This window comes from Pseudomonas sp. FH4 (assembly GCF_000510915.2).
GTDB classification, from domain to species: Bacteria; Pseudomonadota; Gammaproteobacteria; order Pseudomonadales; family Pseudomonadaceae; genus Aquipseudomonas; species Aquipseudomonas brenneri.
On sequence record NZ_AOHN01000044.1, the window covers coordinates 254,723 to 268,775 of the forward strand.

The following is a 14,053-nucleotide window of genomic DNA, read 5'->3' on the forward strand; positions in this document are numbered from 1 at the left end:
ATGCCCCTCAAGACCCTGTCCGTTTTTGGCACTCGCCCGGAAGCCATCAAGATGGCCCCGCTGGTCATCCAACTGGCAAATGACGCGCACTTCAACTCAAGAGTCTGTGTCACCGCACAGCACCGGGAGATGCTGGACCAGGTACTTGACCTGTTTGAACTGGTACCTGACTACGACCTGAACCTCATGAAGGCCGGCCAGAACCTGGCGGATGTAACGACGGCCATCATTCAAGGGCTGCAGGCGGTACTGGACGACTTCACGCCAGACATCATCCTGGTACACGGCGATACAGCCACCACCTTCGCCGCCAGCCTCGCGGCCTATCACCGCAAAATCCCGATTGCCCATATCGAGGCCGGGCTGCGCACCAACGACCTTTACTCGCCGTGGCCCGAGGAAGGCAATCGGCGCCTGACCGGCAGCCTGGCGACGATTCATTTTGCGCCGACGCACACATCCCGGCAGAACCTGCTCAATGAAGGCGTCGCACCTGAACGCATCCATGTCACAGGGAACACGGTGATCGATGCGCTCCTCAGTACGGTAGAGAAACTGGGCCCCCCCTTATCACCGCTGCGTATCGCGCTGGATTGCCAATTCGCCTTCCTGCCCGAGGGGCAACGCATGGTCCTGGTGACCGGCCACCGCCGGGAAAACTTTGGCGACGGCTTTGAGCGCATTTGCCAAGCCCTGGCCAACAGTGCCCGCTGCTTTCCAGAGGTAGCCTTTGTTTATCCGGTACACCTGAACCCCAATGTGCAGACGCCAGTAAAGCGCCTACTGACGGGGATCGACAATGTGCATCTGATCGCTCCCCAGGACTATCTGCCCTTCGTATATCTGATGACCCGTGCGTACCTGATCCTCACTGACTCAGGCGGTATCCAGGAAGAAGCACCTGCGCTGGGCAAGCCGGTGCTGGTGATGCGCGATACCACCGAGCGCCCCGAAGCGGTCGAAGCGGGGACGGTCAAGCTGGTCGGCACCGATGTCGGCTGTATTACCCATCACCTGAGCAGGCTGCTCGAAAACGAAGCCGATTATCGGCAAATGAGCATCGCCCATAACCCTTATGGCGACGGCGATGCATGCATCCGTATTCGCGCTGCGCTGTTGAGCCTTGCTCAAAAGAACGAGGCAGTTGCATGAGTGTTGCAAGGATTTGTGTGATGGGCCTCGGTTATATCGGCTTACCGACGGCCGCCATTTTTGCCTCGCGCAAAAAGCAGGTAATCGGGGTGGATATCAACCAGAGCACCGTGGACATCATCAATCGCGGGGCCGTGCATATTGTCGAACCCGAGCTGGAACTGCTGGTACATGCGGTGATCACCCAAGGCTATCTGCGGGCAACCACCACGGTGGAGCCTGCGCAAGCATTCCTGATCGCCGTCCCCACACCGTTCAAGGACAACCATGAGCCTGACTTGAGCTACATCAGGGCGGCTGTCGAAGCCCTAGCCCCGGTCCTGAAAAGGCGTGACCTGGTCATCCTCGAATCCACTTCTCCGGTGGGTACCACCGAGCGCATGACCCAGTGGCTCGCCCGGGCCCGCCCCGACCTGACCTTCCCCACCACCCACGGCGAAGCCAGTGATATCCGTGTTGCCCACTGCCCGGAGCGGGTGTTGCCGGGCCATGTGCTGCGCGAGCTGGTGAGCAATGACCGGATCATCGGTGGTATCACGCCAGCCTGTTCCGCTGCCGCCGCACAGCTCTACCAGACGTTCGTCAAAGGCCAGTGCATCGTGACTGATGCGCGTACAGCGGAGATGTGCAAGCTCACTGAAAACAGCTTTCGCGACGTCAACATCGCCTTCGCCAATGAGCTTTCAATGATCTGCGCACAATTGAAAATCAACCCCTGGGAACTGATTCGCCTGGCCAACCATCACCCGCGGGTGAACATACTCCAGCCAGGGCCAGGGGTCGGTGGCCACTGTATCGCCGTTGATCCGTGGTTCATCGTCAGCAAGACCCCTGAGCTGGCGCAATTGATCCGCACGGCCCGCGAAGTCAATGACAGAAAACCGCAGTGGGTCATCCAACAGGTCAAGCTGGCACTGGCAAACCTGTTGCTCAAGCGCGCGGACTTGCGGGCCGGCAACGTACGCATTGCCTGCTATGGCCTGGCATTCAAAGCCGACATTGATGATCTGCGCGAGAGCCCTGCCCTGTTTATCGCCCAGCAGTTGGGGGAGGTGCTTGGGGTAAAACTGTTGCTGGTGGAGCCGAACATTGAGGCACTGCCGGCTGATATGTCTATGCATTCACTGACCGATACCGCCGATGCCCTGGAACGCGCACAGATTCATGTATTACTGGTCAGGCACCGCGAGTTCGCCTTGATGTCCAGCAGGGGCGCAGACCTTCTAGTGATTGACGCTGCCGGCGTGCTGGCGACCTGAGGGGGTGACAATGAATGCAGTCGAACGCTCCTTGCGCCAACAACTGTCCCAGACCCAGCAGGAACATCACACGGCCACCGAACAGATCCATCAGCTCCAGACCGCCCTCGCCCAGGCCCTTGAACAAGTCTCAGCCAGCCATGAGCAACTGCACACCGCCAACGCCAGGCGCCACCTGGCGGAGCAACGGCTGATCAAGACGCGCGCAAGCATGACCTATCGGCTGGGCTATGAGCTGAAGGTGGGCATTCGCACCCTGGGCGGGTGGGTGCGCCTACCGGCGACGCTGTTCAAGTTGTACCGCCAGGCCCGCAAGAACCGTGCGCTCACTCAAACCAATGCGCGCATCGAGCGAGTGCCACTGCCGGCCGTGCGCGCCATCATGGCGACACCCACGCCCCAGCCCCTGGAGAATGCCAGGCACATTCGCAATCACCTGCTGCCTGGTGCCAACCACAGTAGCAAGGGCCTGAAAGTCGCCTGTGTAATGGACGAATTTTCCTACGAGGCGTACCGCCACGAATGCCAGCTATTACAACTGACACCCGCCAACAGCCTGGCCGAGTTGCAGGCATTCCAACCCGAGCTGCTGTTTATCGAGTCAGCCTGGTGCGGCAAGGACGCCTTATGGAAAAACAAGGTGGGTCACAACAGCGAGGAACTGCGAGGTGTCTTGAAGTGGTGCAAAGCGCAAGGCGTGCCCACGGTGTTCTGGAACAAAGAAGATCCGGTGCACTTTGAGACGTTCCTTTCCACCGCCAAGCAATTCGATACTGTCTTTACCACCGATATCGACTGCATTCATCGTTACAAAGGCGCACTGGGCCATGAGCGCGTCTACTTGCTGCCTTTTGCCTGCCAACCGGTGCTGCACAATCCGATTGAACTGTATCAGCGCAAAGATGCGCTCTGCTTTGCTGGTGCGTACTACGTGCGCTATCCCGAACGAACCCGTGATCTGGACCATTTCCTGCGGGATCTACCGCAGTTTCGCCCGCTGGACATCTTCGATCGCAACCTGGAAAAACAAGACCCCAACTATCAGTTCCCCCTCGCGTATCGACCGTACATTGTCGGTACGTTGAGCAGCGCACACATGGACTTGGCCTACAAAGGCTATCGCTATGGGGTCAACCTCAACTCGATCAAGCAATCGCAATCCATGTTTGCCCGACGCATTTTCGAGCTGCTCGGTTCCAACACCCTGACGGTCAGCAATTTTTCCCGTGGCCTGCGTTTGTTGTTTGGCGATCTGGTGATCACCAGCGACAACAGTGCACAAGTCCTGCAACGTCTCACAATGCTCACGGACACCCCCCAGAACAGCGCCAAACTGCGCTTGGCCGGGCTGCGCAAGGTCATGCAGGAACACACCTACGCGCACCGCTTGAGTTATGTCATGACCAAGGTAAACGGCAGTGCCAAACACGATAGCCTGCCCTCGATTTGCCTCCTCGCCTGTGCCGCTGACGATACCGAGTTCCAAGCCCTGGGCCGACACTTGCAGCGCCAGCGCTACGCCAATGTCGTCATGTATGTTGCAGTGAATTTTGAAGCCTGCCCGTTGGATCCACGTTTACGCCTACTCAGCTATCAGCAACTCAATACCCTCACGCTGGAAGAACTGGCCAACGGCGCCTCCTGGTTCGGCACCATGCTGGCCGAGGACTACTACGGGGCCAACTACCTGCTGGACCTGGCCCTGGCAGCGGGCTACAGCCAGGCCACGGTGATCGGCAAGGTAACTCATTACGCGGCGAACAGCGGCGCTATCCAGTTGCACAACGCCGATCAGGAATACCGACATGCAAGCGCAATCGCGGCGCGTTGTTCGCTGATCAAAACCTCATCCCTGCCCAGGCAAACCGCAGGCGATTGGCTCAACGGCTCGCAAACCCTTGAATACCGGGATCCACAGGGCCTGGCGATCGACGCCTTCAATTACTGCAAGAATGCCGCGAATAACAACGAGCAGCAGGTCAGCGAGACCGTCGACGATCTTGAGATCAATACCGGTATCCACCTCGATCAATTACTGCAACGGGCAGAAGCCATCCCGGCGCTGAAAACAAGCACCCACAACGCGCAATTCAGCGGCCAGACATTGGCCCGGCAGTTTGGCCCGATCAGCAGCAGGGTGTTGCAGGATCGCATCGATGGGGAGACCTGGCATATCAGTTCATCCCTCGCAGATGGCAAACACGAGTACTGGTATGCCAAGCAGGTACTGAGCGTTGCGCAACTGGGCGGCGCGCCACTGAAACTGTGCCTGGACGCCACACCCGGCCTGAACATCCAATTGGTCGTCCTGTTCCTGGATACGCATGAGCAACGTATCGGACACTCCATGGCACCGGCCAATCGCAATCAGACCTGTGACATACCGCCGGAAACGGCGCACCTGCGCTTGGGACTGCGGGTCTACGGCAGTGGAACTGCAGCCATCACGGCACTGTTGCTCGGGCATCGAAACCTGCAACCCTCGACCTTGCTCGCCAAGGCCCGGCACTTGCTGCTGACCAACCATTACCCCGCCTATGACGACCTGTATCGCAACGGTTTCGTTCACACACGTGTTATCGCCTACCAGAAGCGCGGTATTGCAGTCGATGTCTTCCGTCTACGCGCCAATCAATCAGCGGGTTATCAGGAGTTCGAAAACGTCGATGTGATGACCGGCTCCCAGGACAGCCTGGTGAAAATGCTTGAGTCGGGATCGTACAACGTCGTCCTGGTGCACTTCCTGGATCCGTCGATGTGGGAAGTCCTACGCCGGTACGCGCAGAGCATCCGCATCATCGTCTGGGTCCATGGCGCCGAGATCCAGCCATGGTGGCGTCGTGTATACAACAGCAATAGCGAAGAGCACCGGCAACTGGCCAAACTTGACAGCGAAAAGCGCCTGCACTTCTGGCACAACCTGCTTGCGCCCATGCCTGCTAATCTCAAGCTGGTATTCGTATCCCGTCATTTTGCCGAAGAAGTCATGGAGGACCTCGGTTTCCGCCTGCCAGACGCCCAGTACGAGATCATTCATAACCCGATCGATACAGTGCTGTTTTCCTATGAAGAAAAACCCGTCGAGCAGCGTAGGAAAATCTTGTCGATTCGCCCCTATGCCTCTGCAAAATATGCCAATGATTTGAGCGTGCGGGCTATCGAACTGCTCGCCCTCAAACCGTACTTTGCCGAGCTGGAATTCCATCTAGTGGGAGACGGCACCCTGTTTGAGGAAACCCTGGCCCCCCTGCGCAAATACCCAAATGTAAAGATAGAAAACCGCTTCCTCAGGCAGCAGGAAATAGCCGCCTTACACAAGCAATATGGGATTTTCCTGTGCCCTAGTCGGGCAGATACCCACGGTGTTTCCCGCGATGAGGCAATGGCTTCAGGGTTGGTCCCCATCACCAATGGCGTGACCGCCATCCCGGAATTTGTCGACGAGCGTTGCGCAATCCTGGCACCTGCCAACGACGCCGAAGCACTCGCAGCGGGCATCGCCAGGCTTGTAGAAACGCCCCAACTATTCCATGAGTTATCCATGGCTGCGCGCGCAAGAATAGAACGCCAAACGTCGATGAACAGAATCTTGGCGCAGGAATTAAAACTGATTGATGTTTAGTTAAACAGCGACTGAGCGTACATAACCTCATGATAAAAAAAGCGTCTAGCCAAACCTCGCACCCGGAATGCCGCACTCCAGACAGGCAAATAGAAAGCAGCTTACATTTCACCAACAAGATATCCGGGGAAGACTATTACCCGCTTGAAGCGACAGCATTCAAGGGTAATGCCAAAGCTCGGAAAACGGTTTGCGGCTTGGCGTTTTTATTCCATGAAGACAAAAACACGCATCAAATAAGGCTTTCACTCCCCAATCCCTACGTGGCAAACGGGCTTAGCATTCGCTTTAAAATATCTGGTTGGCAGTCATTGAAATACATGGCTATCGGCTACGACTCCAGTGAAGGATATAAACACATAAAGCTGGCTAACACGGCTATCAACCAATGGGTAGATTTTTCGTTTGGCTATGGCGATCTCGCTTTTGGCATACAAAACGACTGGCAACACGTCGTCGATTCGACAGTTTGCGAGGTAAAAATATTCTTCAAGGGGCATCCACTGCCAGAGGGCTCCGAACTGAAAGTTGAAGAAGTTATCTGTTGGCGAGAACGTACAACGCCACCTCCATGGTCGAGCGGGCCTGATCAAATTGACCCGAACCAGAAAAGCAAAATATCGCGCTTACCGGCGGTTTTTATCGAAAAGCTGTATGCCTATTTTGAGCAATGCTTTACCCATTCAGAGCAGCAAGTCCAAGCCTACCTTGCCCATGGCGACTGTCCTCTGTCCGGTGACGTGAGTCTCGCCTGGCCTGCTGAAAAAAAACTTCCGGATAGGCTGCAAGATACTGGAACCTACCGATTTTCCTGGCACGCATTGCATCCTGCCGCAATGCTGATGGTCTATGCGCGCAACCATGAGGATATCGCCGCTGTTTTTTCTGCCCGGGAGTTTATCGGCAACTGGCTCGAACACAGTTATTTCACCCATGACGCCGATAAAAAATATGCCTGGTACGACCACGGCACCGCCGAACGAATGCTTGCGTTTATCCTGATGTGGGACATGGGTGCACAGTACAATTTCGACCGACGCTTCATGTCACGCTTACGCAGTGCAATGTTCAGGCACGCGCAGTTGCTGGCCTCCGAGGCCTTTTATGCTTCGCACCAGTTGACGCGTTATCACAACCATGCGTGGTTTCAGGATACGGCACTCTTGGCCGCAGCATTAGCCATGCCAGAGCTGCCTTGTGCGCAAAACTGGGCTTGCAGGGCGCAGGTACGCCTTGAAGATCAGTTGGACAACTTGATCATCCGCGACAATGGCTACGCCATCTTTATCGAAAATTCGATTGGCTATCATCAGGGCGTGCAACGCCTGATTACCTTTGCCGGCGAACTGGCCTTGTTGAATGGAGGACACAGCAGCATCCCGGACATAGCCCATGAGCTTATGCAGTTTTCGGAGCTATTAAAGTACCCCGACAATAGAACCCCCGCGCAAGGCGATACGTTCCGCAAGGCCAACCCTACGAGCGCACCTGGAGCACTCACCCCTTACAGCAACAATAGCGTCGAGATACTGCCAAAGGCTGGCTATGCAGTCATCAAGAGCAACCACCAAACGCACGCTTATATGCTGTGCTTATTTGCAACTTCTCTGTGCCAGACGCACAAACATGAGGACAATCTTTCGTTCACGCTATACATGGATGGCATTGAATGGCTGATAGATCCAAGCTTCAACTCTCACGAATATAAAAAACCGCTGGAAACATTCCTCAGAAGTGCGTGGGCACATAACAACGTCGCAATCAGGGGCGCTCATTACAGCATTGAACCAAATCTTGCACAGCTCACCGGCGCTGTGGAGAACTCAATTTTCCACATGCACAGCTCGCACTCTGCCTACCACGGATATGTGGTTTCAAGGTCTATTGAAGGCACCCTCGACGTACTGGATTTTCGTATCACGGACACGGTGACGGGTGACGGCACTACCGAGGCGTTCACCCTCTTTCATTGTGGCGATGGGGTCATCGTGACCCCCGTTGAACAAGGGGTGCAGTTGTCCCACCCCCATTCACGATGCAGCCTGGATATTCTCAGCAGCAACCGCTTTACCGTCATTTATGGATGGCACGAGTCCGCTGATCTGAATGCCATGGCCGGCCTCGGCTTCATGCAAGCACAGGCAACGACAGTGGTGGCGTTCAGAATCCCCCTGCCTGGGTGTTCAACCTTTCAGATAAGCGCCTCTTCGAATACGCCGACCCCATAAACCCGGAGCTTGTATGCACCCAGCCACTCCACTGCATTGGTATTGCTCCGTCTGCGTAAAAGTCGTGGGCAGCGTTCCCGGTCATACATTTTTGCTGATCGTACTCATGCTGGTATCGCAGCTCAGTTTACTCAGTGCATTTTTCCTGCCGATAAAAGCCATTATCTTGATGGGGTCCCCCTTCATCCCGGATTACTTCCCCGCAGCACTTGCATCCCTGGGGCGCAAAACCCTCTTTACCTACTTGAGCATAGCGGCAATATTTTTATACCTGACCCATTTGCTTGCAGAAAATAAAATCAAGAGCTTTACCGAGCGCGGCGCCCAGCAACTTATCGTCAACTGCGCCAATATGATTCCGTTCGAAGACCAGGAAAATCTCACAACCCGTACATTCTCAAGATTGACCAGAAGCCTGGCAAACACGCTATTCATCACCGCTGCCCTGATGGTGCTGGGCATCATGTATAAAGGACTATTTTTCGCACTCCTGGGTATCTGCGCATTAGCGGGCAGCGTGTACATATTTGTACGACCCGCCCCCACCACAGAGGTTCTAGAAATACCCAACACCGTTGCTTCACTGGGATTTCTTGCCGCCTTCGGTTTTATATTTTACGACCTGCTGAATACAACTTCCTCCAACATAATCGCAGCATTGATTGGGCTTATGTTGGCGCGCCAGATAATGCAACGCGCGGCCATCCTGATTCAGGACACCCATAGCTTGATGACTCAACATGTTAAAATTTCGAACTTACTTTTTAACATGCCATTTCTCGCAACTTCTGACAACAGCCCTGATATTTTATGGACACTTCTCAAGCCTGATGTACGCCACTCTCTTATCGGCAACGCCATCTCTGAAATTACAGGAGCCTCTTACAACGTCATCGACGCGAAATGGCACCAAATCGGAATACACGACATTGCGGCCTTCGAGGTCACCGCCCGCCATACGGCCACTGCGCAGAAACACCGGTTTCTTATAAAAATCTTCAACTCAAAAAGAAAAAACCTGGCCATCAGTGAAGCAATGTTACTGGCGAACACCCAGCATACTAACTTACCCACTCTTCCGTTCCTGGGGGCCAGCGCTATAGAAAATTTCAACTGTCATGTCTTTGAATGGACCTCACTCGAAAAGTGCGACCCTTTATACATAAAACACCCCATGCATAGTGTATTTAAAGACATGATGAGAACCCTGCCAGCGGCAAATCTTACTGAGCTGTTTTTAAACTCTCAGCCCTTACTATGGGATCGCCTCACCCCACACAATCTTTCAGCATTTGAACTAGCGATCGACACCACTCACTATGCAGACATCCTGCAAGCGTTTATAGCAGCACGCGCAGATATAGTGTCCCACTTGAAAAAAGTCCCACTGCAAATAGCAAATTTCGACATACACAAAGATCATTTATTAAGCGACCCACAGGGCAAGCTCTATGTAAGCCACTGGGGCCTGTGGAGTCTCGAACCCGTCGGAGCAGGATGGCCCACGTCGAAAAAAGAGCTACAACAACTGCACGGCATTTTTCATGACCTGCAACTGAATCGCGACGACACACGTCATCTTTCATTTCAACTATTCACCCTTTCAGTCCTGTTATCAGCGCTGGACAGGCTTGTGGCAAAGCAACACTTCATTTCGGCAGCCAAGTTACTTCCCCCCATCATGGCCGCCTATGCCCAGGAAACGGCCCCGCAACAGCAGGAGTCGCGGATATGAAAAAGATCGCCATGATCGTCTGGAACGAGTTCCGTCACGACGCCCGCGTATTGAAACAGGCCCAGACACTGCAGGCGGCCGGCTATCAGGTCACGGTGTTTGCGCTGCACACCCCGGGCGTCACCCGGCAAAAAGAAACCCTCAACGAAGGCATCCAAGTGATCCGCGTAGCCCGGCGCCCATTCTGGCGGGTACGGGCCGCCGGGCCTGGCCACGCCGTGGCCCCATCGGCAACGGGGAACACACTGTCACCAATGCGCCTCATCGCCCGGCTATGGACTCATGTCGGCCTGCTGGTACGCATGGCCCTGCATCGTGCAGCGGTCATCCACGCCCATGACGTTAATACACTGCCAACCGCTTGGTTGGCCGCCCGCCTCAGTGGCGCGCAGTTGGTTTATGACGCTCACGAAATCAGCACCAGCCGCGAGGGCTACTCGCGCTTTCGTGGGTGTGTGGCGCGAATTGAGCAAACGTTGATGCCCAGGGCCCAGGCCACCCTGACCACCACGACGACGCGAGCAAAGTTTTTTGCCCGTGCCTATGGAATTGTTCGCCCGTTGGTCCTGCAAAATCGCCCGCGATTGACTGTGTGCCCGCCAACCCAACGTATTCGTGAAGAGTTGGGCTTGCAACAGGCCTGGCCAATTATCGTCTATCAAGGCGGGTTGCAGCAGGGGCGCGGGCTGGAGCGTCTGTTGCGAGTAGCCGCCAACGTGCAAGAGGCCTATTTTGTATTGATAGGCGCAGGCCGGTTGACCTTGCCACTCATGGCGCTAAGTCGCGAACTGGGCTTGAGCGAACGCGTGCATTTCATCCCCACCGTTTCCCTGGCCGATTTACCCAGCTATACCGCATCGGCCGATATTGGCGTCCAGCCTATCGAAAATACCTGCCTGAACCACTTCAGCACAGACTCCAACAAGCTATTCGAATACGTGATTGCCGGGCTGCCCGTGGTGGCTACGGATTTTCCGGAAATCCGCCGGGTCGTCAAAACCCATGACCTAGGACTACTGGCCAACGCCGGCGACGACCTGCAACTGCGCACAGCCCTCCAAAGCCTGGTCGACTCCCCCACCCTGCGCCGCAAGTACGCTCGCAACGCATCCAGGGCCAGGCCACATCTGAACTGGGAACAGCAAGAGAGCCAATTGGTAACCCTCTACCAGCGCCTGCTCGCGGGAAAAGCGCAGGTTTATCCATGACTGTCCGTATTCTGCTGTTGAGCTTTCATTACCCGCCTGACCTTGCAGCGTTTCGCATCGAAGCACTCGTGGAGGCATTACTCGCCCAATCAACCCACAACGTACAGGTTGACGTAGTGACCACCCATCCCAGCCGCTATCCCTCACACTACACCCCCGGCGACTACGACCCGCCACGCCCGGGGCTGACCATTACACGCATTGCCCTGCCCAAGCATAAAAACGGCCTCCTGGGCCAGGCGTGGGGATTTTGTGTCTATGCCGATGGCGTGCGCAAAGCGGTGAAGAACAGGGAGTACGACATGATCCTTGGTTCCTCCTCACGCCTGATGACGGCGGCCCTGGCCAGCGCTATCGCGCGTTGGCGCAAAACACCGCTGTACCTTGATATTCGCGATATCTTCGTCGATGTCTTGCCCGAGCTGTTCCCGGGAATCGTCGGCAAGATACTGGCCGGTATGTTTACACGGGTCGAACGGCTGACCATCAACCAGGCATCACGGATTAACCTGATCTCACCGGGGTTTCTCGCTTACTTCAAAGAGCATTATCCCGACAAAAATTTTTCCACTTATACCCATGGTGTTGACGAACTGTTTCTTCAGCCTCTCCCTCCTGCCGGCCTTTACCCAAACAAAGGCCGCTTGAAAATCGTGTATGCCGGCAACATCGGTGCAGGCCAGGGCCTGGAAAAGATCATCCCGCAACTGGCAGAAAGACTGGCTGAACGCGCGTACTTCTACATCATTGGGCATGGCAACACCGTACAAAAGTTGCGTGACGTGCTGGAGCGCCGGCAGATAACCAATGTCGAGCTGATTGCCCCGACACCCCGCGCTGAGTTGATCCATTACTACCGCCAAGCCGATGTACTGTTTTTGCACCTCAATACGTTCAAGGCCTTCCTCAAAGTCATCCCCTCCAAGTTGTTTGAGTACGCCGCTACCGGCAAGCCGATCCTGGCGGGCCTGGAAGGCTATGCAAAACACTTCACCAACACGCATATCGCCAATGCCTCGGTGTTTACCCCCGCCGACCTGGATTCGGCCGTTGCCGCACTGACGCGACTGCATCTGGGAGCAACCGACCGGTCAGCATTCGTCCGCGACTACACGCGTACGACCATCCAGCAACGCATGGCGCTGGACATATTGGGTACCGGGAGCAATCCATAGAACAGCACAAGGCCCCGCCGATTATTGCAAAAATAAGCTAAATAAAAGCCCGCGCCGGCCGACAACCTGTCAAAGCCTTGCGGATTGATCAATCATGCGTAATAACCAACCCGTTACCCAGCGCGAACGTACCTTCCCCGCTCAACAACGGTTGATCTCCACGACCGATGCCAAAGGCGTGATCACCTACTGCAACGATGCGTTTGTCGAGATCAGTGGGTTTTCCCGGGATGAACTGATGCGCGCCCCGCACAACCTGGTACGTCACCCCGACGTGCCAGCCGCGGTGTTCGGGCATATGTGGGCGACGCTCAAACAAGGCTTGCCATGGATGGGCATCGTCAAGAACCGCTGCAAGACCGGCGATCACTACTGGGTCAACGCCTATGTGACCCCGGTGTTCGACGGCGAACAGGTGATTGGCTACGAATCGGTACGGGTCAAGCCGACTGCCGAGCAGATCCGCCGTGCCGAAGCGCTGTACCAGCGGATCAACCAGGGCAAGTCGGCGATTCCAAGCAGTGACAAGTGGCTACCGGTGCTGCAGGACTGGCTGCCGTTTATCCTGGTCAGCCAGCTGAGTTTCCTGATTGGCATCTGGCTCAATTCCCACTGGGGCTTTGCCTTGGCCGCCGCCTTGTCGGTGCCGCTGGGCCTGCTCGGCCTGAGCTGGCAACAGCGTGGCCTCAAGCGCCTGCTGCGCCTGGCCGAACAGACCACCTCCGACCCGCTGATCGCGCAGATGTACACCGACAGCCGTGGCGCCCAGGCGCGACTGGAGATGTCGATCCTCAGCCAGGAAGCGCGTCTGAAGACCTGCCTGACCCGTTTGCAGGACACCGCCGAGCACCTCAACGACCAGGCCGCGCAGTCCAATACCCTGGCGCACAACAGCTCCACCGGGCTGGAGCGCCAGCGCGTGGAGACCGAACAGGTGGCCACCGCCGTCAATCAGATGGCCGCGACCACCCAGGAAGTCGCCAGTCATGTACAGCGCACGGCGGATGCCACCCAGGAAGCCAATCGCCTGACCAGCCGCGGCCGCGACATTGCCGGGGAAACCCGCGAAGCCATCCAGCGCCTGTCGGTGGTGGTCGGGGAAACCGGCGTGACCGTGACCCAACTGGCCAAGGACAGCGACGAGATCGGCGGCGTGGTGGATGTGATCAAGGGCATTGCCGACCAGACCAACCTGCTGGCCTTGAACGCGGCCATCGAAGCGGCGCGTGCCGGTGAGATGGGCCGGGGCTTTGCGGTGGTGGCCGATGAAGTGCGGCAACTGGCGCAACGTACCAGCGAATCCACCGGGCAGATCCATGCCCTGATCGCCAAGCTGCAACAGACCGCCAGCACCGCCGTGCAGACCATGGATGCCGGGCATCGCCAGGCTGAAGAAGGTGTGGCGCGGGTAATGGAAGCGGACGCGGCGCTGGTGGGGATCAGTGAAGCGGTGGCGCATATCACCGACATGACCACCCAGATCGCTGCGGCGACTGAAGAGCAAAGCTCGGTGGCCGAAGAGATCAGCCGCAATATCAGCACCATTGCGCTGTTGGCCGACCAGACCTCGGAGCAGGCGTTGAATTCGGCGCAGTTGAGTGAAGAACTGACCCATACGGCCAATACGCAGTATTCGCTGGTGGAGCGGTTTAACCGCTAGATCGCTATCGCAGG

At 56.3% G+C, this 14,053-nt stretch carries 8 protein-coding genes; all 8 read left to right on the forward strand.

The window, feature by feature from the left end; all coding sequences use genetic code 11:
• A complete protein-coding gene (wecB, locus tag H097_RS25470) occupies positions 1-1,152 on the forward strand; it encodes a UDP-N-acetylglucosamine 2-epimerase (non-hydrolyzing) (protein ID WP_032863329.1) in 1,152 nt (383 codons plus the stop codon).
• On the forward strand, positions 1,149-2,411 hold the full coding sequence (wecC, locus tag H097_RS25475; RefSeq protein WP_032863330.1) for a UDP-N-acetyl-D-mannosamine dehydrogenase: 1,263 nt from the start codon (positions 1,149-1,151) through the stop codon (positions 2,409-2,411). Before wecB ends, wecC begins: the two co-directional genes overlap by 4 nt.
• Positions 2,412-2,421: 10 nt before the next feature.
• The gene (locus tag H097_RS25480; protein WP_050593447.1) at positions 2,422-6,033 is read left to right on the forward strand and encodes a glycosyltransferase; all 3,612 of its coding nucleotides are present in this window, start codon (positions 2,422-2,424) and stop codon (positions 6,031-6,033) included.
• 29 nt (positions 6,034-6,062) lie between these two features.
• Positions 6,063-8,261, forward strand: a complete 2,199-nt coding sequence (locus H097_RS25485) for a heparinase II/III family protein (protein ID WP_229752172.1) — start codon at positions 6,063-6,065, stop codon at positions 8,259-8,261.
• Positions 8,262-8,274: 13 nt separating this feature from the next.
• Positions 8,275-9,996 carry a hypothetical protein gene (locus H097_RS25490; RefSeq protein ID WP_032863331.1) on the forward strand — a complete coding sequence of 574 codons (1,722 nt, stop codon included), beginning with the start codon at positions 8,275-8,277 and terminating at the stop codon, positions 9,994-9,996.
• Positions 9,993-11,204: a glycosyltransferase gene (locus tag H097_RS25495; protein WP_032863332.1), complete on the forward strand. Its 1,212-nt coding sequence runs from the start codon at positions 9,993-9,995 to the stop codon at positions 11,202-11,204. The genes H097_RS25490 and H097_RS25495 overlap by 4 nt, the downstream gene beginning before the upstream one ends.
• A complete protein-coding gene (locus H097_RS25500; protein ID WP_032863333.1) occupies positions 11,201-12,379 on the forward strand; it encodes a glycosyltransferase family 4 protein in 1,179 nt (392 codons plus the stop codon). Before H097_RS25495 ends, H097_RS25500 begins: the two co-directional genes overlap by 4 nt.
• 94 nt (positions 12,380-12,473) lie before the next feature.
• Complete coding sequence (locus H097_RS25505; protein WP_032863334.1) at positions 12,474-14,039, forward strand: PAS domain-containing methyl-accepting chemotaxis protein; 1,566 nt, start codon at positions 12,474-12,476, stop codon at positions 14,037-14,039.
• The last annotated feature ends 14 nt before the right edge of the window (positions 14,040-14,053 follow it).

Coding starts and splice junctions, on each gene's coding strand:
- H097_RS25500 (WP_032863333.1), top strand. CDS start 11,201: ATGACTGTCCGTATTCTGCTGTTGAGCTTTCATTACCCGCCTGACCTT.
- wecC (WP_032863330.1), top strand. CDS start 1,149: ATGAGTGTTGCAAGGATTTGTGTGATGGGCCTCGGTTATATCGGCTTA.
- H097_RS25505 (WP_032863334.1), top strand. CDS start 12,474: ATGCGTAATAACCAACCCGTTACCCAGCGCGAACGTACCTTCCCCGCT.
- H097_RS25490 (WP_032863331.1), top strand. CDS start 8,275: ATGCACCCAGCCACTCCACTGCATTGGTATTGCTCCGTCTGCGTAAAA.
- wecB (WP_032863329.1), top strand. CDS start 1: ATGCCCCTCAAGACCCTGTCCGTTTTTGGCACTCGCCCGGAAGCCATC.
- H097_RS25480 (WP_050593447.1), top strand. CDS start 2,422: ATGAATGCAGTCGAACGCTCCTTGCGCCAACAACTGTCCCAGACCCAG.
- H097_RS25495 (WP_032863332.1), top strand. CDS start 9,993: ATGAAAAAGATCGCCATGATCGTCTGGAACGAGTTCCGTCACGACGCC.
- H097_RS25485 (WP_229752172.1), top strand. CDS start 6,063: ATGATAAAAAAAGCGTCTAGCCAAACCTCGCACCCGGAATGCCGCACT.